Source organism: Massilia sp. LXY-5, assembly GCF_059801075.1.
In genome coordinates this window covers 17,364-43,660 of the sequence record NZ_JBNNEH010000004.1, presented here as the reverse complement: position 1 = coordinate 43,660, position 26,297 = coordinate 17,364, and the positions used below count along the sequence as shown (strand labels likewise).

22 protein-coding genes, 4 tRNA genes and 2 pseudogenes are annotated in these 26,297 nt (G+C 64.3%); 12 read left to right on the top strand and 16 right to left on the bottom strand.

Annotation, left to right across the window (positions count from 1 at the left end; genetic code table 11):
- Positions 1 to 17 precede the first annotated feature (17 nt).
- From ACI48I_RS14435 to cysS, 7 genes are all read right to left on the bottom strand, one after another.
- A complete protein-coding gene (locus tag ACI48I_RS14435) occupies positions 18 to 1,631 on the bottom strand; it encodes a L,D-transpeptidase family protein (RefSeq protein WP_498574551.1) in 1,614 nt (537 codons plus the stop codon).
- Positions 1,632 to 1,885: 254 nt separating this feature from the next.
- Positions 1,886 to 1,978, bottom strand: a tRNA-Ser gene (locus ACI48I_RS14430).
- A gap of 96 nt (positions 1,979 to 2,074) precedes the next feature.
- Positions 2,075 to 3,322: an aspartate kinase gene (locus tag ACI48I_RS14425; RefSeq protein ID WP_193686268.1), complete on the bottom strand. Its 1,248-nt coding sequence runs from the start codon at positions 3,320 to 3,322 to the stop codon at positions 2,075 to 2,077.
- 134 nt (positions 3,323 to 3,456) lie between these two features.
- Complete coding sequence (gene tilS, locus ACI48I_RS14420) at positions 3,457 to 4,872, bottom strand: tRNA lysidine(34) synthetase TilS (RefSeq protein ID WP_498574550.1); 1,416 nt, start codon at positions 4,870 to 4,872, stop codon at positions 3,457 to 3,459.
- Positions 4,873 to 4,882: 10 nt separating this feature from the next.
- Positions 4,883 to 5,860, bottom strand: a complete 978-nt coding sequence (locus tag ACI48I_RS14415; RefSeq protein ID WP_498574549.1) for an acetyl-CoA carboxylase carboxyltransferase subunit alpha — start codon at positions 5,858 to 5,860, stop codon at positions 4,883 to 4,885.
- 59 nt (positions 5,861 to 5,919) lie between these two features.
- Entirely contained in the window at positions 5,920 to 6,615 is a 696-nt protein-coding gene (locus ACI48I_RS14410) for a DNA-3-methyladenine glycosylase family protein (RefSeq protein WP_193689116.1), read from the bottom strand.
- On the bottom strand, positions 6,615 to 8,018 hold the full coding sequence (gene cysS / locus ACI48I_RS14405; protein WP_498574548.1) for a cysteine--tRNA ligase: 1,404 nt from the start codon (positions 8,016 to 8,018) through the stop codon (positions 6,615 to 6,617). Before cysS ends, ACI48I_RS14410 begins: the two co-directional genes overlap by 1 nt.
- A gap of 268 nt (positions 8,019 to 8,286) precedes the next feature.
- On the opposite strand from cysS, the gene ACI48I_RS14400 reads away from it, so the two are divergent.
- From ACI48I_RS14400 to ACI48I_RS14390, 3 genes are all read left to right on the top strand, one after another.
- Positions 8,287 to 8,898, top strand: a complete 612-nt coding sequence (locus ACI48I_RS14400) for a peptidylprolyl isomerase (protein ID WP_498574547.1) — start codon at positions 8,287 to 8,289, stop codon at positions 8,896 to 8,898.
- 65 nt (positions 8,899 to 8,963) lie between these two features.
- Entirely contained in the window at positions 8,964 to 9,455 is a 492-nt protein-coding gene (locus ACI48I_RS14395; RefSeq protein ID WP_193686273.1) for a peptidylprolyl isomerase, read from the top strand.
- Between the two features lie 45 nt (positions 9,456 to 9,500).
- A complete protein-coding gene (locus ACI48I_RS14390; protein ID WP_498574546.1) occupies positions 9,501 to 10,265 on the top strand; it encodes a UDP-2,3-diacylglucosamine diphosphatase in 765 nt (254 codons plus the stop codon).
- Here ACI48I_RS14390 and ACI48I_RS14385 read toward each other — a convergent pair whose 3' ends face one another.
- Positions 10,266 to 12,482, bottom strand: coding sequence for a hypothetical protein (locus ACI48I_RS14385; protein WP_498574545.1), 2,217 nt, complete (start codon positions 12,480 to 12,482; stop codon positions 10,266 to 10,268). It abuts the gene before it with no gap.
- Between the two features lie 44 nt (positions 12,483 to 12,526).
- Positions 12,527 to 13,057, bottom strand: a complete 531-nt coding sequence (locus tag ACI48I_RS14380; RefSeq protein ID WP_498574544.1) for a hypothetical protein — start codon at positions 13,055 to 13,057, stop codon at positions 12,527 to 12,529.
- Here ACI48I_RS14380 and ACI48I_RS14375 point away from each other — a divergent pair.
- From ACI48I_RS14375 to ACI48I_RS14360, 4 genes are read left to right on the top strand one after another with little or no spacing between them, the layout of a single operon-like run.
- Positions 13,056 to 13,424, top strand: a complete 369-nt coding sequence (locus tag ACI48I_RS14375) for a GntR family transcriptional regulator (RefSeq protein ID WP_193686277.1) — start codon at positions 13,056 to 13,058, stop codon at positions 13,422 to 13,424. The two genes, ACI48I_RS14380 and ACI48I_RS14375, sit on opposite strands and share 2 nt — an antisense overlap.
- Complete coding sequence (locus ACI48I_RS14370) at positions 13,421 to 14,293, top strand: ABC transporter ATP-binding protein (protein ID WP_193686278.1); 873 nt, start codon at positions 13,421 to 13,423, stop codon at positions 14,291 to 14,293. Before ACI48I_RS14375 ends, ACI48I_RS14370 begins: the two co-directional genes overlap by 4 nt.
- Positions 14,290 to 15,282 carry an ABC transporter permease subunit gene (locus ACI48I_RS14365; RefSeq protein ID WP_193686279.1) on the top strand — a complete coding sequence of 331 codons (993 nt, stop codon included), beginning with the start codon at positions 14,290 to 14,292 and terminating at the stop codon, positions 15,280 to 15,282. Before ACI48I_RS14370 ends, ACI48I_RS14365 begins: the two co-directional genes overlap by 4 nt.
- 2 nt (positions 15,283 to 15,284) lie before the next feature.
- Positions 15,285 to 16,085 carry a hypothetical protein gene (locus ACI48I_RS14360; RefSeq protein ID WP_498574543.1) on the top strand — a complete coding sequence of 267 codons (801 nt, stop codon included), beginning with the start codon at positions 15,285 to 15,287 and terminating at the stop codon, positions 16,083 to 16,085.
- On the opposite strand, the gene ACI48I_RS14355 is transcribed toward ACI48I_RS14360, so the two are convergent.
- The 4 genes and pseudogenes from ACI48I_RS14355 to rnr form a co-directional block, all read right to left on the bottom strand.
- Positions 16,045 to 16,728 carry a YceH family protein gene (locus ACI48I_RS14355; protein WP_193686281.1) on the bottom strand — a complete coding sequence of 228 codons (684 nt, stop codon included), beginning with the start codon at positions 16,726 to 16,728 and terminating at the stop codon, positions 16,045 to 16,047. The two genes, ACI48I_RS14360 and ACI48I_RS14355, sit on opposite strands and share 41 nt — an antisense overlap.
- Before the next feature lie 7 nt (positions 16,729 to 16,735).
- Complete coding sequence (gene cysE, locus ACI48I_RS14350) at positions 16,736 to 17,473, bottom strand: serine O-acetyltransferase (protein ID WP_193686282.1); 738 nt, start codon at positions 17,471 to 17,473, stop codon at positions 16,736 to 16,738.
- Positions 17,474 to 17,732: 259 nt separating this feature from the next.
- On the bottom strand, positions 17,733 to 18,473 hold the full coding sequence (gene rlmB / locus ACI48I_RS14345; RefSeq protein WP_193686283.1) for a 23S rRNA (guanosine(2251)-2'-O)-methyltransferase RlmB: 741 nt from the start codon (positions 18,471 to 18,473) through the stop codon (positions 17,733 to 17,735).
- A gap of 923 nt (positions 18,474 to 19,396) precedes the next feature.
- Positions 19,397 to 21,610 (bottom strand): annotated as a pseudogene (rnr, locus tag ACI48I_RS14340) (ribonuclease R); the annotation flags it as partial.
- A gap of 323 nt (positions 21,611 to 21,933) precedes the next feature.
- Here rnr and ACI48I_RS14335 point away from each other — a divergent pair.
- From ACI48I_RS14335 to ACI48I_RS14325, 3 genes are all read left to right on the top strand, one after another.
- Positions 21,934 to 22,018: transfer RNA gene (locus ACI48I_RS14335), tRNA-Leu, on the top strand.
- 99 nt (positions 22,019 to 22,117) lie between these two features.
- Positions 22,118 to 22,202 (top strand) — tRNA-Leu (locus tag ACI48I_RS14330).
- Positions 22,203 to 22,252: 50 nt separating this feature from the next.
- Positions 22,253 to 22,337: transfer RNA gene (locus ACI48I_RS14325), tRNA-Leu, on the top strand.
- Between the two features lie 86 nt (positions 22,338 to 22,423).
- Here the strand turns inward: ACI48I_RS14325 and cueR are convergent.
- Positions 22,424 to 22,813 carry a Cu(I)-responsive transcriptional regulator gene (gene cueR / locus ACI48I_RS14320; RefSeq protein ID WP_498574636.1) on the bottom strand — a complete coding sequence of 130 codons (390 nt, stop codon included), beginning with the start codon at positions 22,811 to 22,813 and terminating at the stop codon, positions 22,424 to 22,426.
- A gap of 333 nt (positions 22,814 to 23,146) precedes the next feature.
- Between cueR and ACI48I_RS14315 the strand changes: the two genes are divergently transcribed.
- Positions 23,147 to 23,740, top strand: a complete 594-nt coding sequence (locus tag ACI48I_RS14315; protein WP_193686286.1) for a phasin family protein — start codon at positions 23,147 to 23,149, stop codon at positions 23,738 to 23,740.
- A 47-nt stretch (positions 23,741 to 23,787) separates the two neighbouring features.
- Here the strand turns inward: ACI48I_RS14315 and tssA are convergent, their stop codons facing one another.
- Together tssA and ACI48I_RS14305 are read right to left on the bottom strand one after the other, a co-directional pair.
- Positions 23,788 to 24,789 (bottom strand): type VI secretion system protein TssA, encoded by a 1,002-nt coding sequence (gene tssA, locus ACI48I_RS14310; RefSeq protein WP_498574542.1) that lies wholly within the window; start codon positions 24,787 to 24,789, stop codon positions 23,788 to 23,790.
- A gap of 14 nt (positions 24,790 to 24,803) precedes the next feature.
- Positions 24,804 to 25,352 (bottom strand): annotated as a pseudogene (locus tag ACI48I_RS14305) (AAA family ATPase); the annotation flags it as partial.
- Between the two features lie 108 nt (positions 25,353 to 25,460).
- On the opposite strand from ACI48I_RS14305, the gene ACI48I_RS14300 reads away from it, so the two are divergent.
- Positions 25,461 to 26,237, top strand: a complete 777-nt coding sequence (locus ACI48I_RS14300; RefSeq protein ID WP_498574541.1) for a hypothetical protein — start codon at positions 25,461 to 25,463, stop codon at positions 26,235 to 26,237.
- The last annotated feature ends 60 nt before the right edge of the window (positions 26,238 to 26,297 follow it).

Here is a 26,297-nt window from a genome sequence, read left to right as displayed (position 1 = left end):
ACAGCCGAAGCGACAGCTTATTTCGGAGATCGGCCTTCCGCAGGGGCCATCTGTCCGTAGCGTGCCCGCAAGTCCTGCTCGAGCTTGCGGTCGCGGCCGTAGACATCCCTGGCAAAGCGCGGCATCCCTTCACTGTCGACGCTGGCAGTAGCGTAGAAAATCACGACGGGAATCGTACGGATCAAGTCGACGTGCCGGGTCGGCCCCGCCTGCAGCGCGTCCTGGATCGTGTCGGCATTCCATTGACGCTGTTGGCTGAGCACGAACTGGGCCAGAGCGGCCGGATGCTCGACCCGGATGCAGCCATGCGACAGGTCGCGCCGGCTGCGCTGGAACAACTCGCGGGCCGGGGTCGAGTGCAGGTAGATATCCATTGGATTAGGCAGCGCGAACTTGATCGCCCCCAGTGCATTTTTCGGCCCAGGGCGCTGGCGCACGCGCGCCCGGCCGGCCCGGAGATCGGCCGCGCTGGCGCCTGGCGGCACCGTCTCCATGTCGTTCTGCGTGAGGTAGGCAGCGTTGCGCTCGAGCTTGGGCAGCATTTCCTTTTCGAGAATGCTGCGCGGGACGTTCCAGTAAGGATTGAACTCGACGTAACGCATCTGGCCGACGAAGAGCGGGGTTTCGGTCTTGACTGCGGAGCCAATCACGACCCGCATCTCGAGCGGCGCCTCGGTGCTGCCCTTGTTCAGGGCCCACAAGCGGTAAGCCGGCAGGTCGACCACGATCAGCGGGCCAGGGCCGAAGTCGGGTAGCCAGCGCAGGCGCTCGAGCGTCAGTTCGAGCTGGCGCACGCGCTGGGCCGGGGGGACATTCAGCGCGTCGATCGTGCCGCGGCCGAGCACGCCGTCTTCATCCAGGCCGTGACGGGCCTGGAAATGCCGGACGCCCTCTTCGACCGGGTCGCTGTAGATTCCCTCGGGCGGTGGCGGCGCATCGGCCGCCAGGTCGCCCAACAAGACCAGGCGCGCATACAGCTCCTTCACGGCCGGATAAGCCCCGCCGGGCAGGACCTTCGCATCCGGTCGCGGTAGCGCCGGATAAGCCTGCCCCGCCAGCTCGCGGTACTGCGCCAAGGCCGCCTTGACCCGTCCGTACTGCCAGATTTGCGGCTCGGCCGCCTGCACCGCAGCCTGCAGCTTGCCGGCGGCGAGCCCGGTACGCAGGCGCTCGACCGGGTCGTATTGCCTCAGCCGCGGATCGGGTGCGCGGCTGTGATATTCGGAGCGCACGCGGCCGACGCGCAGGTCGGCCAGGTAATGGAGCATGGCCGAGGTCAGCGCGACGTCGAAGCGGGCGGTATCGGCTTCGCCCGAGCGCAGCTGCCGCTGCAGGGAGTCCGCGCCGTAGTCGGCCGGGTTCAAGCCCTGCAGCGCGGCCCGGCGCAGCACCCACAAGGCCGCCGCGGCGGTCGACGCATTCCAGGCTGGCGCATAGTTGCGGGGGGCGTAGAACCGATCGAGCCAGCCACGTTCGTCGTAGGGACCCGCAGGCAGCGACGGAGACTGCGAAGCCTGGACCGTCAAGGCATGGATTGCGGCGGGAGCCGGCTGCGCGAGGCCGCTGGCGGGGGCGAGCGCTGCAATCGCACAAAGCGCGAGCGCAGCGCGGATTGTCTGGGTGAGCTTCATGATACTTTCGAACTTTGGGGCCTGGCTGACCGATTCGGCGGTGGTGAACCAGGCGAAAAAAGGCGGCTTGCGGTGACTGCAGCGCTGTGCACGGTGGGATTCGCCCACGTTAGGCGGGCCGCGGTTGCGCGAGTACGCGCAACCCTTCGAATCTACCGCCTTGGCGACACCCGGAGAGCGCGCAGGCGCTCTCCTCGTCTCCGCCGAGTTACAAAAGAAAAAGCCACCTTTCGGTGGCTTTCTCTTTTGTAACCTGGCGGAGACGGTGGGATTCGAACCCACGATACGGGTATAAGCCATATGCATCCTTAGCAGGGATGTGCCTTCGGCCACTCGGCCACGTCTCCAATCAACTCCAGCAAACTGCGCTAGCGCTGAGTGCAAGCATCTTAATGGGCGGTGCCCGATTGGTCAAGGCAACGCACCCAAAAATATGGAAAAAGTTAAGCTTTTTCCAAGTCAAAAGCTTTATGCAGGGCACGAACGGCCAGTTCCATGTACTTCTCGTCGATCAGCACCGAAATCTTGATCTCGGAGGTCGAGATCATCATGATGTTGATGCCCTCGTCGGCCAGCGTACGGAACATCTGCGAGGCGACGCCCACGTGGCTGCGCATGCCCACGCCGACCGCAGACACCTTCGAGACCTTGGCATCGCCGACGACGCGGGTGTAGCCCAGCTCTTCGCGCTGGCTTTCCAGCACCGCCAGCGCACGCTGGTAGTCGCCGCGCGAAACCGTGAAGGTGAAGTCGGTCTTGCCGTCCACCGACTGGTTCTGGATGATCATGTCCACTTCGATATTGGCGTCCGAGACCGGGCCCAGGATGTGGTAGGCGACGCCCGGCTTGTCGGGCACGCCGAGGACGGTAATCTTGGCTTCATCACGGGTGAATGCGATACCGGAGATGACGGCTTGTTCCATGTTGGTTTCTTCCTCAAACGAAATCAGGGTGCCGGAGTTGGCTTCCTCGTGCAGCGGCATGTGCGGATCGGTCAGCGACGACAGCACGCGCGTCGGGACCTGGTAGTTACCGGCGAACTCGACCGAGCGGGTCTGCAGCACTTTCGAGCCGAGCGAAGCCAGTTCCAGCATTTCTTCAAAAGTAATCTTTTCCAGGCGGCGCGCCTCATCGACGACGCGCGGGTCGGTCGTGTAGACGCCGTCCACGTCGGTGTAGATCAGGCATTCGTCGGCCTTCAGCGCGGCGGCGATCGCCACGGCCGAGGTGTCCGAACCGCCGCGGCCCAGCGTCGAGATGTTGCCCTCTTCGTCCATGCCCTGGAAGCCGGTGATGATGACGATCTTACCCGCGTCGAGGTCGGCGCGCACACGCGTGTCGTCGATCGACTGGATGCGGGCCTTGGTGAAGGCGGAATCGGTGCGGATGCCGGCTTGCCAGCCGGTGTAGGACACGGCGTCCTTGCCGATGGCCAGCAAGGCCATCGCGAGCAGGCCGACCGAGACCTGTTCGCCGGTCGAGGCGATCATGTCCAGTTCGCGCGGGTCGGGCTGGTCCATGATCTGTTTGGCCAGGCCGATCAGGCGGTTGGTCTCGCCCGACATCGCGGACGGCACCACGACGATCTGGTTGCCGGCGTCGTGCCACTTGGCGACGCGGGCTGCGACGTTCTTGATGCGGTCCGTCGAACCCATCGACGTACCACCGTATTTGTGGACAATTAATGCCATAACAGGAAGCTTCCCAGCGTGGAGAGGATAAAAGGGAACACCTACTCTAGCATGTTGCACTGCAAGATCGCAATGAGGGAAGGCCGAAAAGCTATACGAAAAGAAAATAAAGTAATACGCTTTTCGAATAGAAACTATTCAGGCCTGGACTCCCAGCGCAGGGCGACGGCATCGAGCCCTGCCGCGGCGAAATGATGACAGTCCATGCCGAGACCCGCCGCGAACAGCAGGTCGCGCCCGCTGCTGACGACCGGCAGGCGCACACGCTCCCAGGCCGGAATGTCGGCCGCCTGGTAATGGGCTTTCAAAGGACGGGTCGGCCTGTTGGCGGCCAGCTTGAGGCGTTCGCCGCCCTTGCGGAAATCGATGACGAGGGCGCGCTCACGCAACCAGGCCGGATCGAAACCCGGGCCGTCGGCGGCCAGCTCGAAATGCAGTACGCCGCCGTAGGCCGGGAAGGCCAGCTGCGCTTCGCCCTGCCAGCGGAAGCTCTCCCCTTCTTTCTCCAGCACGCCTTCGTCGTCCGGGTCGCGCATGCCGGAGAGAATGGCCAGCTTCGGCGTGACGTACAGGCGGTCGCGGTGGCGCCGCAGGTGGCAGGCCGGGTGCGTCACCAGGAGCTGGGCGTCGTGGCGCGCCTCGATCAGCTGCGCCACCAGTTCCGTCAGCCAGGCGGTCGAGGGCATCGCCAGGTTCTGCTGCGCGAACCAGTGGCGCAACAGGTTGTAGACGCGGTCCAGGCTCATGGCGTGCAGACGGGCCACGTCGATGGCGCCGTCGACCAGGGTTGCCGCCAGGTCTTGCGCCGCCAGTTCGTTCAGGAGGCGCTGGGCCGACTGCGCATGCGCGGCGCTGCGCGCGAAGCGCTGCTGGAAACCGGGAAAGGCCTGCGCCAGCGCCGGCATCACCTGATGGCGCAGCGCATTGCGTGCATAACGGGTGTCGCCGTTCGATTCGTCCTCGACCCAGGCCAGCCCGTTCGCAAGCGCATGGGCTTCGAGCTCGGCGCGCGACAAGGGCAGCAAGGGCCGCGCCATGACGAGGTCCGGGTTGCCCAGCAATTCGGGCGCGGCGTTGGCCGCATCCATGCCGGACAGTCCGGCCGGACCCGAGCCGCGCAGCAGTTGCAACAGCACGGTTTCTGCCTGGTCATCGAGGTGGTGGGCGGTCAGCAGCAGGGTCGCGCCGTGCGCGCGGCACATCTCTCCCAGCGCGCGGTAGCGCAGCTTGCGTGCGGCCGCCTCGGTTCCGGAGCCGGCGCCGTCGACCTGGACCTGGCGCACGTCGAAGCGCAGGCCGAGCGCGGCGCTGCTGTCCTGGACATGCCGCTGCCAGGCGCCGGCATGCGCGCTGAGACCGTGATGAACGTGGAAAACGAAGAGAGAGCTGCCTTGCGCCTGGCACCAGTTCGACGCCAGTTGCAGGAGGACCATCGAATCGAGGCCGCCGCTACAGGCAATGGCGATCGTGGAAGGGGAAAACTGTGCGCGCAAGCTGGCGAGCGTGCGCGCGAAGATGGCCGGGACGGACCCGGCTGATGGACTACTCACTGAAACCAACTCACTCGTCGCTTGGGGTCGTTTCCTTGAACTTACCGTAAGCCATCAGTTTTGCGTGACGGGCTTCGAGCAAATCCTTGGTCTTCATGCCCTGGAACTGGCGCAGGGTATCGGCCAGCGCGCGCTTGAGCATCTGCGCCATGTTCTTCGGATCGCGGTGGGCGCCGCCCAGCGGCTCGGTAACGATCTTGTCGATCACGCCCATTGCCTTCAGGCGATGCGCGGTCAGGCCCAGTGCGTCGGCGGCGTCGGCTGCGCGCTCCGAGGTCTTCCACAGGATCGAGGCGCAGCCTTCCGGAGAAATGACCGAATAGGTCGCGTATTGCAGCATCAGCACGGCGTCGCCCACGGCAATCGCCAGCGCGCCGCCGGAACCGCCTTCACCGATGATGGTGGCGATCAGCGGCACTTTCAGCTCGGCCATGACGTAGAGGTTGTGGCCGATCGCTTCCGACTGGCCGCGCTCTTCGGCGTCGATGCCTGGGAACGCGCCCGGGGTATCGACGAAGGTGAAGATCGGCAGGTTGAACTTTTCGGCGACCTTCATCAGGCGCATCGCCTTGCGGTAGCCTTCCGGTTTCGGCATGCCGAAATTGCGCATCGCGCGCTCTTTGGTGTCGCGGCCCTTCTGGTGGCCGATGACCATGCAGGCCTGGCCGTTGAAGCGCGCCAGGCCGCCGATGATCGACTGGTCGTCGGCAAAGGTGCGGTCGCCGTGCAGCTCGTGGAAATCGGTGAAGATCGCGTTCACATAGTCCATCGTGTACGGACGCTGCGGGTGGCGCGCGATCTGCGAGACCTGCCACGGAGTCAGCTTGGCGTAGATGTCTTTCGTGAGCTGCTGGCTCTTCTTGTCGAGGCGATCGATCTCTTCCGAAATGTCGACGGCGGAATCGTCCTGGACGAAACGCAGCTCTTCGATTTTCGAATCGAGTTCGGCAATAGGCTGCTCGAAACTGAGGAAAGTTGTTTTAGTCATTGTACCTCCGGGGGTTATTCTGTTGCCATGGCGCAAGGCGTTCGCGCGGCGATTTGGCGTTATTCTACCGTACCGGAGGCCGCTGCGGACGCCAAACCTGAGGCAGCGCCGGGATCGAGACTGCGCCACAGATACCAGGTGGCGACGGTGCGCCAGGGCTCCCAGTTGGCCGCCACCTCGCGTGCATCGCTGCGCGAGACGGGCTCTCCGGAAAAATAGTTCTGGCTGATGCCCTGGATCAGGCCCGCGTCGTCGAGCGGCAGGACGTTCGGACGCAGCAGGTTGAAGATCAGGAACATCTCGGCCGTCCAGCGGCTGATGCCGCGGATCTGCACGAGTTCGGCAATGACGGCCTCGTCGTCCATCTCGGACCACAGGTTCGTGTGCACGCGCTTGGCCTTGAAATGGTCGGCCAGGTCGAGGATGTATTCGGTCTTGCGTTTGGACAGGCCGCAGGCGGACAGCTGCTCGGCGCCGAGCTTGATGATCTGGCCCGGGGTCAGCTTCGGACAGCACGCGTTCAGCTTGGCCCAGGCGGCGTCGGCCGCTTTCGGCGTGACCTGCTGGCCGACGATCGAGCGCGCCAGGGTCGTGAACGGATCGGGATGCCCCTTCAGGTGCATGTCGCCGAACTGCGGAATGAGGCGCTTCATGATGCGGTCGCGCTTCATCAGCTCGGCTTTCGCCTCGGCCCAGTACGCGGGCACCTCGAGTTCCGGCGTGCCGTTGCCGCCGTTGTCCTTTTCCGCTGCCATCATGCGCGACGCCAGTTCGTCGTCCCGTCCGGTTTGTCTTCCAGGATGATCCCGGCGGCCAGCAGCTCGGCGCGGATGCCGTCCGCTTCCGCGAAGTTGCGCGCCTTCTTGGCGGCGGCACGGGCCGCGATCAGGTCGGCGATCTCGGCTTCGGCGAGGCCGCCCTGCCCCTCTTGTCCACCTCCGGCACGCAGGAATTCCTGCGGCGCACGCTGCAGAAGGCCGAGCACGCCGGCCAGGGCTTTCAGCTGGCGCGCCGTCGCGACCGACTTGGTGCGGTTGACTTCGCTTGCCAGGTCGAACAGCTCGGCCACGGCCAGCGGCGTGTTGAAATCGTCGTCCATCGCTTCGCGGAAACGCCGGGCATGGGCCTCGCTCCAGTCGACGGCGGGCGTCTCGCTGCCGAGGTCGACATCGCCGAGGGCCGTGTACAGGCGCGTGAGCGCACCCTTGGCGTCGTCGATGTGCACGTCCGAATAGTTCAGCGGGCTGCGGTAGTGGGCGCGCACGATGAAGAAGCGGATGACTTCGGCATCGTATTTCTTGAGGACGTCGCGGATCGTGAAGAAATTGCCCAGGGACTTGGACATCTTCTCGTTATCGACGCGGACGAAACCGTTGTGCACCCAGTAGTTCACCATCGGCACGCCGAAGGCGCCTTCGCTCTGGGCGATCTCGTTTTCGTGGTGCGGGAATTGCAGGTCCTGGCCGCCGCCGTGGATGTCGAAGTGTTCGCCCAGGTGCGCGCAGGACATGGCCGAGCACTCGATGTGCCAGCCCGGACGGCCGCGGCCCCATTTCGAATCCCATTTCGCTTCCGCGGGTTCGGATTCCTTGGCCGCTTTCCACAGCACGAAATCGAGCGGGTCGCGCTTGCCGGTGTTGACGTCGACGCGTTCGCCGGCACGCAGGTCGTCGAGCGACTTGCCCGACAGCTTGCCGTAGTTCGGGAAGCTGCGCACCGCGTAGTTGACGTCGCCGTCCTCGCTCTTGTAGGCCAGGCCCTTCTCTTCGAGCTTTTCGATGATCGCCAGCATGCCGGGCACGTGCTCGGTGGCGCGCGGAACGAAGCTCGCCGGCAGCATGTTCAGCGCGGCGAAGTCCTCGTCCATGTATTGGGTAAACCGCGTGACGAGCGAGGACAGCGTCTCGCCGTTCTCGACCGCGCGCTTGATGATCTTGTCGTCGATGTCCGTGATGTTGCGCACGTACTTGACCTGATACCCCGATTCCATGAGCCAGCGATAGATGACGTCGAAGGCCATCATCATGCGCGCGTGGCCGACGTGGCAGTAGTCGTAGACGGTCATGCCGCAGACATACATGCCGACCTTGCCGGCCTCCATCGGGACGAATACCTGTTTCTCGCGCGCCAGCGTGTTGTAGATCTTTAATTGGCTCATGGGTGGTGATGTTTCGAGAGGGGATCGGAAGCCCGGAGCAATACGAATCCCGAGCGCGTTCGCTATACAGCGCGCGCCGGGATTCGCTCTTGCGTCGGGACCGTCAGCCCTCTTTGTTGTTCTTGGATACCAAATTCTTTTGATAGAATGGGACGTTCTGCGCAAAGTATAGCATTGATAAAAACCCGGCTGGCCGCATATGGCTCAGGTTTATTTTTCTGCAAAAGACTTGACAGGCCTTGCGCCACGTCCACCGAGGAGACGCCCCATGCACGCACAAAAACAATCCCGCCGCGCCCTTCTGACGCACCTGGCCGCGGCCGCGCTGGCGATCGGCTTTGCCGGCCACGCCTTCGCCGCCGACAATCCGCAGGTGGCGATCAAGACGACGATGGGCGAGATCGTGGTCGAACTCGACGCCGAACACGCCCCGAAGAGCACGGCGAACTTCATGCAATACGTAAAGTCGGGCTTTTACAAGGGCACGGTCTTCCACCGCGTGATCGACGGCTTCATGATCCAGGCCGGCGGCTATACCGAGAAACTGGTCGACAAGCCTGGCGTGCGCAAGCCGATCCCGAGCGAGTCGAAGAACGGCCTCTCGAACAAGCCCTACACGCTGGCCATGGCGCGTACCGACAACCCGAATTCGGCGACTTCGCAGTTCTTCATCAACGTCAACGATAATGCCGGGCTCGATTATCCGGGCCAGGACGGCCACGGCTACACCGTGTTCGGGCGCGTGGTGAAGGGGCAGGAAACGGTCGACAAGATCAAGGGCGTGATGGTCGACGACATGCGCGGCATGCAGAATGTACCGGTGACACCGATCGTGATCCAGTCCACCACCGTCCTCGCTGGCGATCGGCTTGTAAAGTGAGTCCTTAAATAAGCTGTAAAATACCGGTCTTGCATTCTTCTTCAACAAATAGAACAGGATTACCCATGACCTCCGTACTGCTGACCACCAACAAGGGCAACATCACCATCGAACTCGACGCCGAGAAAGCGCCGAAGACCGTTGCCAACTTCCTGGACTACGTGAACAAGGGTCACTTCAGCAACACGATCTTCCACCGCGTGATCAAGGACTTCATGATCCAGGGCGGCGGTTTCGAGCCAGGCATGAAGCAAAAGCCGACCGACGCGACCGTCGAGAACGAAGGCAAGAACGGCCTGAAGAACGACAAGTACACCGTCGCCATGGCCCGCACCTCGGCCCCGCACTCGGCATCGGCCCAGTTCTTCATCAACACCAAGAATAACGACTTCCTGAACTACCCGGGCCAGGACGGCTGGGGCTATGCCGTCTTCGGCAAGGTCACCGCGGGCACTGAAGTCGTCGACGAGCTGAACAAGGTCGCCACGTCGCGTGCCGGCATGCACGCGGACGTGCCGGTCGAGCCGATCATCATCGAAAAAGCCGAAGTCATCTAATTAGTACCGTCTAGTACCACCCCTCGCGCGGGAGAAAGTTTTTTTATGATCACTCCCGCGCGCACGGCCGCGCTTTTCATTTCCGACCTGCACCTGCAGGAATCCCATCCGCTGACGGCAGAAGCCTTCTTCCGCTTCCTCGACGAGCAGGCGGCGCATGCGGACCAGCTCTATCTCCTTGGCGACATCTTCGAATACTGGGCCGGCGACGACGACCTGGACACGCCCTTCCACGCGCGCGTGATCGCAGCCCTGCGGGCGCTGGCGGATCTTGGGGTGGAAGTGTTCTGGATGGCGGGCAACCGCGACTTTCTCGTCGGCGCCGGTTTTGCGCAAGCGGCCGGCTTGCGCCTGCTGGACGAACCGCACGTGGCCACGATAGCCGGCCAGCGCATTGCCCTCGTGCACGGCGATGCCGAATGCACGCTCGATATCAAGTACATGGAATTTCGCGCGATGGTGCGCAATCAAGCCTGGCAGGAACAGTTCCTGGCCATGCCGCTGGCCCAGCGCAAGGCGATCATCGCCGGCCTGCGCGAAGGGAGCCGCGAAGCGCATACGACCAAGTCCTACGAGATCATGGATGTCACGCCCGCTGCGATCGACGCCCTGTTCGAGACCCTCGGGGTCGAGGTGCTGATCCACGGCCATACCCACCGCCCTGCCCTGCACCTGCATGGCGGCAAGCGCCGCTATGTCCTGCCCGACTGGGAGCTGGATGTCCAGCCGCCGCGTGGCGGCTGGATCGCCGTCGATGACCATGGCTCGGTAACGAGACATGGCATCGACGGCTCGCCCGTCCTGTCCTGATTACAGACTGGACTGCAGCAGCGCGTAGCGCGTCATGCCGTACAGCTTGCCGCCCAGGACCGCGACGGCGCCGATGTCGGCATTGCCCCAGCCGTAGGTCGGCGACGACACCACACCTGCCGGGCTGATCTTGCGCACGCTGCCCTGGCCGCTGAGGTACAGGTTGCCCGCGTCGTCGATCGCCATGTGGTCGATTTCATAGAAACCGAGGGTAGCGACGCCCACCGCACCGTCGATATTGCCGGTTTCATTGAACGGCGTGCCGGCGAAGACGCTCAACACACCCGCGGTCGAGTACTTGTAGACGGCTGCCGTGGCGGTATCGGCAATGTAAATATTGCCGGCGGCGTCGACGACGACCGATTGCGGCGTGAACTTGACGCCGGTACGGGCAGGGAACAGGGCCGCGATCTGCGCCGTGTTGACCAGCACGGTGCGCGCGCCGGCCGGGGTAACGCGGATCACTTCGCCCGAGTTGGTGCCGGTCACGACCACTGCGTTGCCGCTCGGCTCGACCGCGAGGTTGACTGCCTTGATCGAGGCATCCGGGGTCGTCACCTCGTTGTTCAGGATGCGGCGCACGCCATCCGTTTGCGCGATCCACAGGCTGCCATCCTTGCCGGCCGCGATGCGTTGCGGCGTGTTGAAGGTTGCCGTCGCCAGCGCGCCGTTGTCGTTGCCCGGCGTGCCAGCCTTGCCGCCAACCGTCGTCACGAAGCCTGCCGGCGTTGCCTTGCGCACCACGTGGCCGGCCGGGTCGACCGAGTACAGGTTGCCGTCGCTACCGGCGGCCAGCGAGCTGAAGGAGCCGAAACGTGCAGCAATGCCTGGACCGTCGACGCTGGCGCGCAGCGCCGGGGTGGCTTTCACGGTGCTTACCGCGCCGGTCAGGCTGACCTTGCGCAGGATTTCCTGGCCACTGTCGACGACGATCAGGTCGGTACCGTCGAAGGTAATCGACAACAGGGTACTGAAGGACGCTGCGGCGCCTTGTCCATCCACACTGGCGCGGTTGTCGTTGCCGGCCAGGGTCGTCACGACGCCTGCGCCGGTCACTTTGCGCACCTTCGCCAGGTCGGTCACGTACATGTCGCCGTTTGCGAAGGTCATGCCGGTGATGGCGCGGAAGCGTGCATTCGCGCCGGTACCGTCTTCATACGACAAGCCGCTCAGTTTGCCGACAAACAGGACCAGCGCGCCATTGACGTCTTTCCAGATACGGTTGTTCGAGTCCGAGAAGAACAGGCCACCGTCCGGGGCGCGCGCGACCCGTTGCAGGGTGATCGTCGCCGATGGATCCGGTTGTGGGTAGGTACGGGTGGTCACCACGCCGGCCGCGCTCACGAGGCGCACGGCAGGCTGCGAGGTCTGGGAGTCGATCACGATGACGCCGCCGGCGCCGTCGGAGACGAGCGAGCCCGGGCGTTCGAAGCGGGCAGCGGTGCCGGTCGCATTGACCTGGCCCATGCTGGCCGTTGCCACGTTCTTGCAGACGACCGTGCCGCCGCCGGCGAGGGTCGAGACCGTGCCGTCCGGCGCGACTTTACGAATCTCGCCGTTGCAGCCGTCGGACAGGAACAGGTTGCCCTGTGCATCGACGACGGCGCCGCCGGCGCCGCCCAGCCAGAATTGGGCTGCGCCAGCTGCGCCGTCGGCCGTACCCGGCTTGCCGGTGCCGCCGGCGAAGGTGGAGATCTGCTGGCTGGCCTTGTCCAGCTTCAGCACGCTGTGCGGGCCCGCGTCGAGCACGTACACGTTGCCGTTGGCGTCGGCGGTGACGGCGAGCGGTTCCTTCAGTGCGGTCGACAGGCCGGCGACCTGGCCCGCCACCTGGTTACCCAGGACCGGCGCGCAGGCGATGGTCGCATTGTTGAGGTTGGCGTTGATCGTGCCCGAACCATTGCCGACCTGGCAGGTATAACCCGCAGGCGCGATCGCCTCGATGTTGTAGCTGGCACCGGCATTGAGCTTGGTGTCGAGGGTGAACGCGCCGTTGGAGGTAATGATCTTCTTCTCGCCACCATTGGAGACGGTGACCGGCGTGCCGGCTGCCAGGCCGTACACGGTGCCGCCCAGCGTGTACTGGGTTGCAGGCGTGGTCGGGTTCGTGCCGCCGGTCGATCCGCCACCGCCGCCGCCGCCCCCGCCTCCGCCGCAACCAGCCAGTAATACGACCAGGGCCGTGGCAACTGCAAATTCAAATCGTTTGAGTTTCAATTTATTCTCCTTGAGCACTTATTGGGGCGAACTACACCGTTCGCCTATGCGACACGCAATGTTGATGATGCAAAAAATACAAGAAATTTTGATAATTGATTTTCACACATTTTTCTCAACAGCGGCGCTCGATACGATTCATGCTGGAAACGTACCCAAACGAGATGAAACAATTTCTCTGCGGGCATAATGAAGCCCAACTGTTTCCTAAACGAACCTTTTGAAGCAGATTCATGTGCAGATTGGGAGCCGCCTGCCGGCCTGCGTGCCGGCGTCATTTGTAACAGTTCGTTAGTTTTCAGCAAGAAATTTTCTCTATCATGTCGGCATGCGCGAGCCATGAGCGCGCCGCACAGCCTGATGGGCACGGCCGGGTTGTGCGTCGAGCACTGTCGCGTTCGGCTTGCCATGCGCTTTGCGCCGTTCAGTGCCGCTTTTTTGCAGTTCATCGCATTCCGGTTTCGCCGAAAAGTGCTGGTGTCATACTTCACTACAACACCACCGCATTCGATCAACACAGGAGCCAGAGATGATTGAGCATGCTGCAGCAGCCGAGCGACAGGGAGGCCATCCATGAACATCGGCTGGAACGACAACGCACCCATTTACCGCCAGCTGAAGGACCGGGTCATCGATATGATGCTCGACGGCATCCTGAAGGCCGGCGACGCCCTGCCCTCGGTTCGCCAGATCGCGGCCGAGTACCAACTGAACCCGATCACCGTTTCCAAGGCATACCAGGAACTGGTGGACGAAAACCTAGTAGAAAAACGAAGGGGGATTGGCATGTACGTGACTGAAGGAGCGAGCGAGAAACTGCTTGCAAGCGAACGCGAGCGCTTCCTGCGCGAAGAGTGGCCGGCCATGGTGGAACGCATCCGCCTGCTGGGCCTGAACGTCGAACAGCTGCTGCACACCACGCAGCCGGGAGGTTCAGCATGAGCGCCGTGATTTCCGCCCGTGGCCTGACCAAGCGCTACGGCAAGCAGACCGCCATCGACGGCATCGATTTCGATATCCCGGCCGGACGCATCGTCGGGCTGATCGGCCCCAACGGTTCGGGCAAGACCACGACCCTGAAGGCGGCGCTCGGCCTGATCCCCTTCGACGGCGAACTGACGGTCATGGGCAAGGATCCGCGCACCCAGCGCGACGCCCTGATGCAGGACGTGTGCTTCATCGCCGACGTCGCCATCCTGCCGCGCTGGCTGCGCGTGATGGACGCGATCGACTTCGTGGCCGGCGTCCATCCGCGCTTCGACCGCTCGCGGGCCGAAAAATACATCGCCAACACCCGCCTGCGTCCGACCATGAAGGTCAAGGAAATGTCGAAGGGCATGATCGTCCAGCTGCACCTGGCCCTGGTGATGGCGATCGACGCCAAGCTGCTCGTGCTCGACGAGCCGACCCTGGGCCTCGACATCATCTACCGCAAGCAGTTCTACCAGAACCTGCTGGAAGACTATTTTGACGAGAACAAGACCATCATCATCACCACGCACCAGGTCGAGGAAGTCGAGCACATCCTGACCGACCTGCTGTTCATCCGCGACGGCAAGATCGTGCTGGCCGCCTCGATGGACGAAGTCGGCGAGCGCTATGTCGAAGTGATGGTGGCGGCCGACAAGGTGAATGCCGCCAACGCGCTGCAGCCGCTCGACCAGCGCACCGTGTTCGGCAAGAACGTGATGCTGTTCGACTCGGCCCGCGCCGGCGGCGTCTCGCGCGCCCAGCTCTCGGCCCTCGGCGAAACGCGCAATCCGAGCGTCGCCGACCTGTTCGTGGCAACCATGAAAGGAACCTACGCATGAATACGATGAAATGGCTGCTCCGCCGCGAGTTCTGGGAGCACAAGGGAGGGTTTGTCTGGGCGCCGCTGATTGCCGCGATCATCATGGTGGTGCTGGTGGGCGGCGTGCTCGGCTACGGCGTCGCAAGCGGCAAGATGGCCGCCGACAACGTCAGCATCCGGGTCGACGGCGAGGAAGTACACCACACCTCGATCGCGAACGTCATGACGAGCGAGAAGCGTGCCGAGGTGGCGAGCATGGCCGCGAATAACTACATCGCCGTCGGCGCGCCGATCTTCGTCGTGTTGCCGGTCGTGGCCTTCTTCTACTGCCTGGCCGCGCTCTACGACGACCGGCGCGACCGCAGCATCCTGTTCTGGAAGTCGCTGCCGATCTCGGACGCCGATACCGTGCTGTCGAAGCTGGTCACGGTCCTGGTGGTGGCGCCCATGATCACGATCGGCGTGGCGACCGCCGCGGCGCTGGCGATCTGGTTCCTCGGAGCGCTTGCGGCAAGCCATCTCGGGATCAGCCTGTTCGGCCCGGTGCTGACCAACGTGAATTTCTACCTCGCACCGCTGTACCTGGTCGGCATGGTGCCGGTCTACATCCTGTGGGCGCTGCCGACTGCCGGCTGGCTGCTGCTGGTGTCGAGCTGGGCCAAATCGAAGGTCTTCCTGTGGGCCGTCGGCGTGCCGCTGATCACCGCCGTGCTGCTGAAGTGGCTCGAATACCTGATCGCGATGACCTACCAGGGGCCGGCCCTCAACATCGGCCATGCCGTCCAAAAGGTGCTGGAGGCGATCCTGCTCGGCTTGATTCCCGGAACCTGGTTCATGAACGCCGGCGGCGACCTGCCGATGCCGACCCATCAAGGCGTCGACATGATGACGATGCTCGCCTACTCATGGTCGACGCTGTCCAAGCCTGAACTCTGGGCTGGCGTGCTGGCCGGCGTGGCGATGATCTTCGCGGCGATCCGCCTGCGCCGCTGGCGCGACGAGGGTTAAGCATGCGGCGCACATTGCTTGCATGTGCGCTCGGCTCCCTGCTCCTCTGCGGCCCGGCCGCGGCGGTGCCAGGGGTCGATGAGCCCTCGACGATCCACGTCAACGCCCTGCGTCATCCGGAGCTGCGCAAGTACAAGGCGATCCTGGCAGGCCTCGACAGCTTTGAGCGGCACCATGCGCTGGCCCCGAACATTCCTGCGCTGCGTTTCCGGATCGAAGCACGCCATGATTCCGGGCTGCCCGAACAGCCGACCGTACGCATCGAAGGCGAGCACGATTTCATCCTGCCGCTGGCGCTCGACACCAGTAACCGCTTCACGGTGCCCCGCAGCGAAGCGGCGCTCGACGCCGGGGGCGAACTGGTGCTGAACCAGAAGCGCAAGGACTATCGGATCGTGCCGGAGGTGCGTACGCCCGGCTTGCCGGACAATATGCGGCGTCTGGGCGACCTGCGCCTGGAATGCAAGGTCACGGTTGCGATCGCGAAGGAAGAAATTCCCCTGTTCTGGGTGCTGACACTGAACAGCGTGCTGTTGAACCGGGACTGGTGCAACTTTTTCTCGGAAAAGGAACGCCGCGCAGGGTTCCGCTTTAATACCGAGACATCGATCCTCGCAGCCACGTTGCGCGAAGGTGGGCGCAGCATGGTACTGGAGACCGGAAAAAAACACTTCCTCGTAGGCCTGAGCGACGCCGAATGGAGCGACGAGGCGCTGGTGGAACTGGAATTCGGCACGGCCCCGCCCGCCTCGCCCGCGGCGCCTACTGGAACTGCTGGCGAAACGCCTCGAACTGCGCCTTGAGCTCTTCAAGTTCGGCGCGCACTGCGGCGACTTCCTCTTCCAGCTGGCCGATGCGGGAGGATGGCGCCGCCGGGGCGGCGGCGCTGCCGAATGCCGAGTCGTCGCGGGCGGTGGAGATCTCGCCGCCCAGCAGCTGGCCGTAGCGCGATTCCTTGGTGCCGGGCGCGCGCTCCAGTTTCGCCACCAGCGGCGGATATTTATCGATCAGGAACTGCAGCGTCGCCTCGACGTCGGCCACCGACTTGAACTCGTGCAGGCGGCCGGTGCGGGTGCGGATCTCGCCGGCGGTCTGCAGGCCGCGCAGCATCAGCACGGTCAGGACCGCCACCTTGTCCTGCTCGAGCGTCCATTTGATGCGCATCCGGTGCTCGTATTTCGTGACCCGGGCGCCGGCGGCGCTGATGCCGCTCACCAGGCGCCGCTCGATCAGGCGCTGCAGGGTGTCCTGCACCGTGTCTTCGGACAGCTGCATCACCGGATCGCGGCTCGACAATTGATTGCAGCCATTCACGATGGCGTTGAGCGACATCGGATAATTGTCCGGCGTGAGCGCCTCTTTTTCGGCCAGCACGGCCAGCACGCGGATCTCGAACGGGTCGAGCACGGGCGCCGTACCGACGCCGGCGATTGTTTCTTCAGTCATGGCTTCCTTAATCGACGAGCCGGTTCAGTTCGGCTGAATCGAGTTTATCACCCTCGAGCATGTTCGGGCAGGCGATGCCGGCCGCCTTGATGGTGGCCGTCAGGCGTTCGAGCTGCTCGTCCTGGCGCGCCACGTGATCGATCAGGCCGCGCAGGGCTTTCGAAACGGGATCGTCTCCGTTCGCCGCGACGCCGTAGGCCGCGAACATGCGCGCGCTGCGCGACTGGTCTTCCTTGCGGATGATGTGGGCCGGGTTGCCGACCGCGGTGGCGCCTGCCGGGACCGGTTTCACCACCACGGCATTCGAGCCGACTTTCGCAAATTCCCCTACCGTGAACGCGCCCAGCACCTGGGCACCGGCGCCGACGATCACGCCGCGCTCGAGCGTCGGATGGCGCTTGGTGCCGGCCACCAGCGTGGTGCCGCCGAGGGTGACACCCTGGTAGATGGTGCAGTCGTCGCCGACGACGGCGGTTTCGCCGATGACCACGCCGAAGCCATGGTCGATGAAGACGCGCCGGCCGATGGTCGCGCCGGGGTGGATTTCGATGCCGGTAATGACGCGCGCGAGGTAGGAAATGAAGCGGCCGAGCCACTTCAGGTTCAGGTTCCAGCAGGCATGCGCCCAGTTGTGCAGGACGATCGCGTGCAGGCCTGGATAGCAGGTCAGCACTTCCCAGCCGTTACGGGCGGCCGGGTCGCGTTCGATGATGCTCTTGATATCTTCGCGCAACGAGGAAAACATAATAAGTACAGAAGGAAAACAGGGGCAAATGGTAGCTTATACGGCTACACATTGCTTGGGAGGGGGTCAATTTGGAGGGATTGCCCGCGACGGCGGGCGTGGCCGTTGCCGGCGCATGCGTTGTGCGCTGATACGCGTGGGCTCAAGAGCCCACCCTACGTTACGCGACAGCCAGCGACTGTTGTGCACCGTAGGGTGGGCTCTTGAGCCCACGCGTCAAACAGTGCTTGCAACGAGGCTAAGGATTTAGCACCGGCTTTCAGACATTGATACCGCGCTGGCGGCGCGCTTCGTACAGGCAGACGCCCGAGGCGACCGAGACGTTCAGGCTCTCGACCGAGCCGAACATCGGGATGCTGACCAGCAGGTCGCAGGTCTCACGCGTCAGGCGGCGCATGCCCTCGCCTTCGGAACCCATCACCAGCGCCGTCGGGCCGGTGAAGTCGGCTTCGTACAGGCCCTTGTCGGCGTCGTCGGACGTGCCGATCAGCCAGATGCCGCGGTCCTTCAGCTCGCGCATGGTGCGCGCCAGGTTCGTCACCGTGATGTAAGGAACCGTCTCGGCAGCGCCGCTGGCGACCTTGGCGGCGGTGGCGTTCAGACCGACCGCGCGGTCCTTCGGCACGATGACCGCGTGCGCGCCGACGCCGTCGGCCACGCGCAGGCAGGCGCCCAGGTTGTGCGGATCGGTGATGCCGTCGAGGATCAGCAGCAGCGGCGGACCTTCGATTGCATCGAGCAGCTCGTCAAGGTTGCGCGCCAGCGCCAGCTGGCTGGCGAAGGCGATCACGCCCTGGTGCCGGCGGGTGCCGACGATCTTGTCGAGGCGCGCGGCCTCGACCGGCATGACGCGCACGCCCGCCTCTTTCGCGTTGGCGATCAGGGCTTTCATGCGGGCGTCGTTGCGCTCGGCATCGACGAAAATTTCTTCCACCGACTGCGCCTCATGGCGCAGGCGCGAGGTCACGGCGTGGAAGCCGAAAATCATTTTATTCTTCATGCGTTACTTTTCTTCTTGCTGCTCGTTTTGGATGGTGCACTCGCCGTCCTGGCGGCGGGCTTGGTGGCGGCGCTCTTTTTGGCGACGCTCTTTTTGGCGACGCTCTTTTTTGCTGCCGGGGCTGGCGCGGCAGCTTCCACTGCCGGCGCTGCTTCCGCCTTGACGGCACGGGCACGGCGCGGCTTGGCTGGCGCCTCTTCCGCTACGGCGACCGGAACCACGGCTTCGGCCGCCTTGGTGCGGCGTGCGCGCTTCGGCGCTGCTTCGGGCTCGGCCTGAACGACAGCAACTGCCTCGACCGGCGCCTCGGCGACTGCCTTGGCTTTGCGCGGACGCTTGGCGGCAACCGGCGCAGCTGCAGGCTCAGGTGCCGGCGCCTGCTCCAGGACCGGCTGCGGCGCTACCACGGCGCCCATGTCGAGCGCGGCCGGCAGTTTGCGCGAACGGCGGGCGGGCTTCGCTTGCGCGGCATCGGCGATCGGCTCAGCGGCTTGCACCGCTGGCTGCTCCATCGGGGCCGGTGCAGCATTGGCCAGCTCGCGCGCGGCGGCGCGCTCCCTGCGCTCCTTGCGCGAACGCTTGGATTTACCGCCGCCCGTCACCTCGACGCCGTTGGCGGCAGCGTCGAATTGTGGCTGGGCTGGGCTCTGCTCCTGCTCTTGCTCTTGCCCGGTTTGCGGCAGTTGCGCCGCCAGCTCGCGTGCTGCCGCGCGCTCCTTGCGTCCACGGCGCGAACGCTTCGAGCGGCTGCCCTTGCCTTCTTCGGCCAGGGCATTGCCGCCCTGGCGCGCCGCCGGCGCTGCCGCTGCTGCCGGCTGCGCGTTCGCACCGCGGTTGCGGTCCGACTTGTTCTCGCCACGACGGCTTGAGCCGCCCTGCTCACGTTGCTGCACAGGCGCTGCCCCCGCATTGGCGTCCTGCGCCAGCACCAGGTCGATCTTGCGTGCTTCCAGGTCGACCTTGGCCACCTGCACGGTGACGCGGTCGGTCAGGCCGAAGGTTTTACCCGTACGCTCGCCGCGCAGCAGGTGGCGCGCTTCGTCGTACTGGAAATAATCTTCGCCCAGGCCCGTCACGTGGACCAGGCCTTCGACATACAGCTCGTCGAGCTGGACGAAGATGCCGAAGGTCGTCACGCCGGCGACGATGCCGGTGAAGGACTCGCCCAGCTTGTCCTGCATGAAGTAGCACTTGAGCCAGTTCTCGACGTCGCGCGACGCCTCGTCGGCGCGGCGCTCGTTGGCCGAGCAGTGCACGCCGAGCGCGTCCCAGATCGTCAGGTCCTTCTCGTCCTTGGCCTTGCCTTCGGCCTTGTCTTTCGCCTTCTGCTTGCGCGTGGCGTTCGACACGTTCGTGTTCAGCTTGGCGAGGTCGATGCCTTTCGGCTCGTATTTCTTGCCCGCCAGCACGGCCTTGATGGCGCGGTGGGTCAGCAGGTCGGGATAACGGCGGATCGGGCTGGTGAAGTGGGCATAGGCCTCGTAGGCCAGGCCGAAGTGGCCGACGTTGTCCGGGCTGTAGACGGCTTGCTGCATCGAACGCAGCAGCATGGTCTGCAGCAGGGTCGCGTCCGGACGCTCCTTGATCTCGCGCATCAGGGCTGCGTAATCGCTCGCCTGCGGCTTCAGGCCGCCGCCCAGGTTCAGGCCCGTCATCTTGAGGAAGGTACGCAGCTGGTTCAGCTTTTCCTCGGTCGGCGTGGCGTGGATGCGGAAGGTGCCCGGGTGCTTGTGGCGGATCAGCAGGTCGGCGGCGCAGACGTTCGCGGCCAGCATGCACTCTTCAATCAGGCGGTGCGCATCGTTGCGGGTGCGCGGGATGATCTTTTCGATCTTGCCCATCGCATTGCAGACGATATAGGTCTCGGTCGTCTCGAAATCGATGGCGCCGCGCTCCTGGCGTGCCGCCAGCAGGGCATGGAACACGCCGTTCAGGTTCTGCAGGTGCGGCACGATGGCCGGACGGCGGCCCGCCTCTTCGCCGCGCGGATCCTTGAGGATGTCGGCGACCTGGTTATAGGTCAGGCGCGCGGCCGAGTGGATCACGGCCGGATAGAACTGGTAGGCCTGCACGACGCCAGCGCTGCTGACGACCATGTCGCAGACCAGGCTCAGGCGGTCGACCGCCGGGTTCAGCGAACACAGGCCGTTCGACAGCTTTTCCGGCAGCATCGGGATCACGCGGCGCGGGAAATAGACCGAGGTGCTGCGCTCGATGGCGTCGACATCCAGGCCGTCGTTCGGCTTCACATAGTGGCTGACGTCGGCGATGGCGACCAGCAGGCGGAAGCCGTTCTCGCGGCCGATCTTGACCGGCTCGCAATACACGGCATCGTCGAAGTCGCGTGCGTCTTCGCCGTCGATCGTCACCAGCGGCACGTCGCGCAGGTCGACGCGGTCGGCCAGGTCGGCATCGACCACTTCGTTCGGCAGCTTGTTCGCCTGCTTGAGCGCGTTCGGCGAGAACACATGCGGCACGCCGAACTTGCGCACGGCGATCTCGATTTCCATGCCCGGGTCGTCCAGTTCGCCGAGCACTTCGACGATGCGGCCGGTCGGCTGCTGGAAGCGGGCCGGCTGCTCGATCAGCTCGACGCTGACGACCTGGCCGGCCTTCGCCTTGCCGGGCGAGCCGGCGACCAGGATGTCCTGGTTCATGCGCTGGTCTTCGGGAGAGACGACCCAGACGCCGCCTTCGTTCAGCAGGCGCCCGATCACATGGGTATTGGCGCGTTCGACGACTTCGACGATCGTGCCTTCCAGGCGCCCGCGGCGGTCGGTACCGGTGACTTTCGCCAGCACGCGGTCGCCATGCAGCACTTTCTGCATTTCCTTATCGTTCAGGAACAGGTCGTTGCCCGGCTCGTCGGGGATGACGAAGCCGAAGCCGTCGCGGTGGGCGCTGACCTTGCCGGCGATGAAGCCGCTCTGGTCTGCCAGAGAATAAGTGCCGTTGCCGCCGCTGCGGATCTGGCCATCGCGTTCCATCGCATTCAGGCGGCGGCCGAGGACTTCTTCGGCGGCGCTCTTGACGTTCAGGGCACGTGCGAGCGTGGTCGCATCGAGCGACGTGCCTGCATCACGGAACACGCCGAGAATTTCCTCTCGGCTAGGAATAGTATGAGTAGGTTGCTTCAAATCGTTTTCTTGAATTTCTTATTAATGAGGTTCCGGACCGGCCGGCACCCTGGTTGGATTGACACCTTGTCAGGCGTAGTGTAACGGAGGACGACAGGATTCGCCTAACGAAGCGTGCCCGCGTCGATGCTGCGGCCTCGACAGGCGGGTCTTTGACTTTTGCAAACCTTCCGCTATAATCTCGGCTCTTTCGCAACGACAGCATTGTGAAGCGAAGGAAAAGCAGCGGCAGTAAAAGGATTTCTGCGCTGGAGCGACGAAAGTTGATCTAGCGAAAATCAGGAAAGCCTGATATTGTATCAGCTTCGGTAGTTTGCAACATTGCCCACGTGGCGGAATTGGTAGACGCGCATGGTTCAGGTCCATGTGCCGCGAGGTGTGGGGGTTCGAGTCCCTCCGTGGGCACCACTCTACTGGCAGTAAGTCCGCAGCAGTATCAGCATGTAGCCTGTGCTCCCGAGCACAGGACTGCAAAGGTAGCATGTAGTTAGATTGAGCAGTACCAGTGCCCACGTGGCGGAATTGGTAGACGCGCATGGTTCAGGTCCATGTGCCGCGAGGTGTGGGGGTTCGAGTCCCTCCGTGGGCACCATCTACTGGCAGTACTCCGCAATATCTTGTTGTACCTGGTTGTATTTGTAGGCCCACGTGGCGGAATTGGTAGACGCGCATGGTTCAGGTCCATGTGCCGCGAGGTGTGGGGGTTCGAGTCCCTCCGTGGGCACCAAAGTTTTCTGGTTGATGGCTGACCGGCGCAAAACGCCGCAATCCTTGCAAAAGGTTTGCGGCGTTTTGCGTTGTGCGCCCTCTTTTCTATCCTGCCGCCAGGTCGTCGAGAATTGGACAATCGGCGCGCGCATCGCCATGGCAGGACGCCGCCAGCTTGGCCAGCGTGCGCTTCATTGCCTCCATCTCGGCAATTTTCTTTTCCAGCTCTCCGATATGGCTGCGCGCCAAGGCCCGTACGTCGGCGCTGGCGCGCGCCTTGTCCTGCCACAGGGCCAGCAATTCCCGGATCTGTTCCAGCGAAAAGCCCAGCGCCCGCGCGCGGTGAATAAATTGCAGCACCTGCACATCGCGCTGCGCATACAGCCGGTAGCCGGCATCGGTGCGCCGGGCGGCATCGATCAGGCCGATGGACTCGTAATGGCGGATCATCTTGCTCGATACGCCCGAGGCTTTGGCCGCTTCGCCGATATTCAATACTTCCATGTTCGCTCCTGTTATCGGAAAGCAGGATACACCTTCCCATCGTGGGAAGCGCAAGCCAAAGCCCGGTCTGCGCAGGATATGGAGTATGCTCGGGGCACGATGAAAGCATTCGCAGCCCCTATCGGGACAGCCGTTGCGAAAAGCTCATCGTTGTTAAATAATAGGTTTAGAGCACCTAACAAAACCGTCAGGGCAAGGCGCATCGTCGAAGACAGTACGCTGGTACGGCGAGACGAATGCAACGCAGCCATGGCGGATTTGTTAGGCGCTCGTGTTAGTCCGCAGGTCGCCGATCGCTTTAACGACAAAACCGAGGAGACATTGATGTTCACGAGTCCGGAACAATTCGCATCCGCTACCAAAACCCTGTTTGACCTGCAAATGCAGACCTTCGACATGCTTGCCAACAAGACGGTGAAGGGTCTGGAGCAGGTGATGGCCCTGAACATGGCCACCGCCCGCAGCACCATGGACAAGACGCTCGAGGCCAGCCGCGACCTCTCGCAGGCACGCGACGCCCGCGCCGCGTTCGACGCACTCTCGGCGCGCATGACCCCGGATATGTCCGGCGGCGTCGAGTACCGCGACCAGATGAAGGTGATTATCGAGGAGATGCAAAGCGAATTCCGCCGCGCCGCCGACGTCCACGTGGCCGAGGCGAAAAGCACGCTGTCGGCGCTGATCTACGACGTCACGCAAAACGTCAAACCGGGTTCGGAAAACGCGGTCGAGATCATCAAGGCCGCGATCGAGAATGCCTTCAAGGGCTACGAGCAGGTGACCCAGGCCACGCGCGACGCGGTCAAGAATGTCGAGGAGCAGATCGCCAAGGCTTCTTCGCTCGTCACGCCGGGAGCGGACAAGGCCGCTTCAGGCACCCAGCCAGGTGCACAGCAAGGCGACAAGCCTGCGCAGTAAGAGATCGTCAACCGACAGGGCGGCTTGCGCCGCCCTGTCTTCCTCGTTCACCCCTGCTCTTCCCGCACGATTCCCAGCAGTTCCTCCACATGGGCCAGCGCGCCCGCGTCCTTCACGACTGCTTTCAGCCACAGGTGCAGCGGCTGCTCGCCCCAGTGCGCCGCCTTCTCGGCCAGGTAGGCGACCGGGCTGTGCGGCTCGGTCTGGCGGAAGTAGTCGGCCACCGCGCGCAGCTGGCCCAGCGCCTGGGCGCGGCTCGCGATTACGCCGGCAAAGGCCGGCAAGGCCGCTGCCGCCGGAACGACGGCGCCCGACGGCGCCAGCGTCGCCGGCGCCGACGCAGCAGCGGCAAGGACCGCGCCCGCGGCTGGCGTGACGAAATGCGCCAGGTTCTGCAATGCCGTGCGTGCGCCGCTGAAGCCGGGACCGTCGGCGCCGAGGCGCGCGTCGACCGCTTTTTCCAGCTCGGCCAGCGCAGCCAGGCAGTGGTCGCAGTCCTCGAGCAAGGCTTGCTGGAAGCCTTTCGAGGTCTTGCCGCGCGCCGCCTCGACATTGGCGATCGCCTCCGCGCCATGGGCCCGCGCCGCTTCGATGTCGCGCATCGAAATGGCCGTGCCTTCGGTCACCGGACATTCGGTCACCAGCTGCGGCACGCGCGCCGCGATCCAGCACAGGTTGCCGATGCGCCGCTCGTAGCCGTCTTCGTCGGGCTGCGGATACAGGCCGTCCCAATACCGTTCGCACAGGGCGGCCACGACCGACAGCGCGTCGCCGAGGCTGCGCAGCCCGCCCGTCTTCGCGCCCGCTTCGGCCAGCCAGACGGCCAGCTGCAGGTCCTTGCTGCGCGTCTCCAGCAGCAGCGCGCAGCGTTTGGTCACGAACTTCCAGTCCGCTTCCTTGAGCGTCGTGACCCAGGCGCCCTGCTCGATCGACGGATCGTCGGCCTTGCGCGCCTGGGCGATCGCGTCGATTTCGGGCGAGAACGCGAGGTCCTCTCCGCAAGGGGAAGCGGCGCTGACCGGCTTGAGTAAAGTGTCGACCTTGAACATGTTCGCTCCCTGCCTCAGGCCGCTGCATCGATCGCATACTTGAACTTGCCCGCCCTGGTCGCCCCGACCTTGATGCGCGCGATCGCCCCGCCCTCGGCCATCTTCGCCAGCACGCTGTCGGCGATCTCGGGCAGCAGCGTGCCGTTCAGGATGGTGTCGACATTGCGGGCGCCGGAATCGACCTCGGTGCAGCGCGAGAGGACGGCATTGACCAGCGCCTCGTCGTATTCAAACGTCGCGCCATGGTTGTCGCGCACGCGCTGGCCGATGCGGTTCAGTTTCAGGCGGATGATGTTGGCCAGCACCTCGTCCGCAATCGGGTAGAAAGGCACGGTCGCCAGGCGCCCCAGGAAGGCCGGCTTGAACTGCTTCATCAGCTGGGGACGGATCAGCTGCGCCAGTTCGTCGGGCTTGGGCATCTCGGCCGGCGTCTTGTTCAGGCAAGCCTGCATCATCGTACTCGACGCCGTGTTCGAGGTCAGGATGATGATCGTGTTGCGGAAATCGATCTGGCGCCCTTCGGCGTCGTCCAGTACACCCTTGTCGAAGACCTGGAAGATCAGCATGGATTTTCCCGGAGCGTTTCTAATCGAGGCAGGAACGTCCATCTTAGGAGGTATGCCGTGCGCCCTACAGACGAAAATCAAGCAGGCTCGACAAGACCAAACCTGATGTCGTCGCGCCGCGGCGCTGGAGAAGAGAATATTCTCGCGATGCTCGAACGCGATTCGGCGCGCCGCATGGGCACCCGCATGTCGGGCGTGCGGCTGGCCTGGTACGGAGCGGCGGCGGCGCTGGCCGGCGTCCTCGCCGGGGGCATCGCCTGGCTCGCCTGGGACAACCACAAGGGCGTGCAGGAGCTGCAGGCGCGGCACGACGCGGTCGTGGCGCCGCCGGCGATGACCGACGCCGTCCCGCCGCCGCAATCGCCGCCGGCGGCCGCACCGGCGCCGGTCGTCGAGGCCCCGCGCACGGCCGTGATCGTCGACGAGTCCGCGCGCAAGCGCGATACGGCGGTCGCCAGCACCGTGCCGCCGCTGGTGATGCTGCCGCCGCAGGAACTGAGTGGCGCGAAACCGGTCGCGCCGGCGCCCCGTCCCGCACAGGAAAGCGTGGTGGAGAAACCGGTGAAGGCAGAACCGGCCCGCACCGCACCGCGCAGCGCCGCCGAGAAAAAGCCCGGGAAGGCGGCCAAGCCGGCACCGCATCCTGCGAAACCGGCACGCGCCGGCAGCGTGGTGAAAGCCAGGCCGGAAGCCAAACCCGAGGCCAGACCCGCACCTGCGGCCAGGGCGCGCAAGGCCGCAACGGGCGCCGAGGCCCCGGTCGACAGCGACGTCGCCCTGATCTCGGCCATCATCCAGCAGTCCGAGCGCCACCGCGGCGAGCGGGAAGCGGCCGGCGCCTGCAAGGGCGCCAAATGCCCGCCCAAGCCCACCCGCCCCTGATGTGGCAAAAAACCACGGCCGCCCGGCCAGGCGGCCGAAAGGCTTGGGTCTTCACGCACT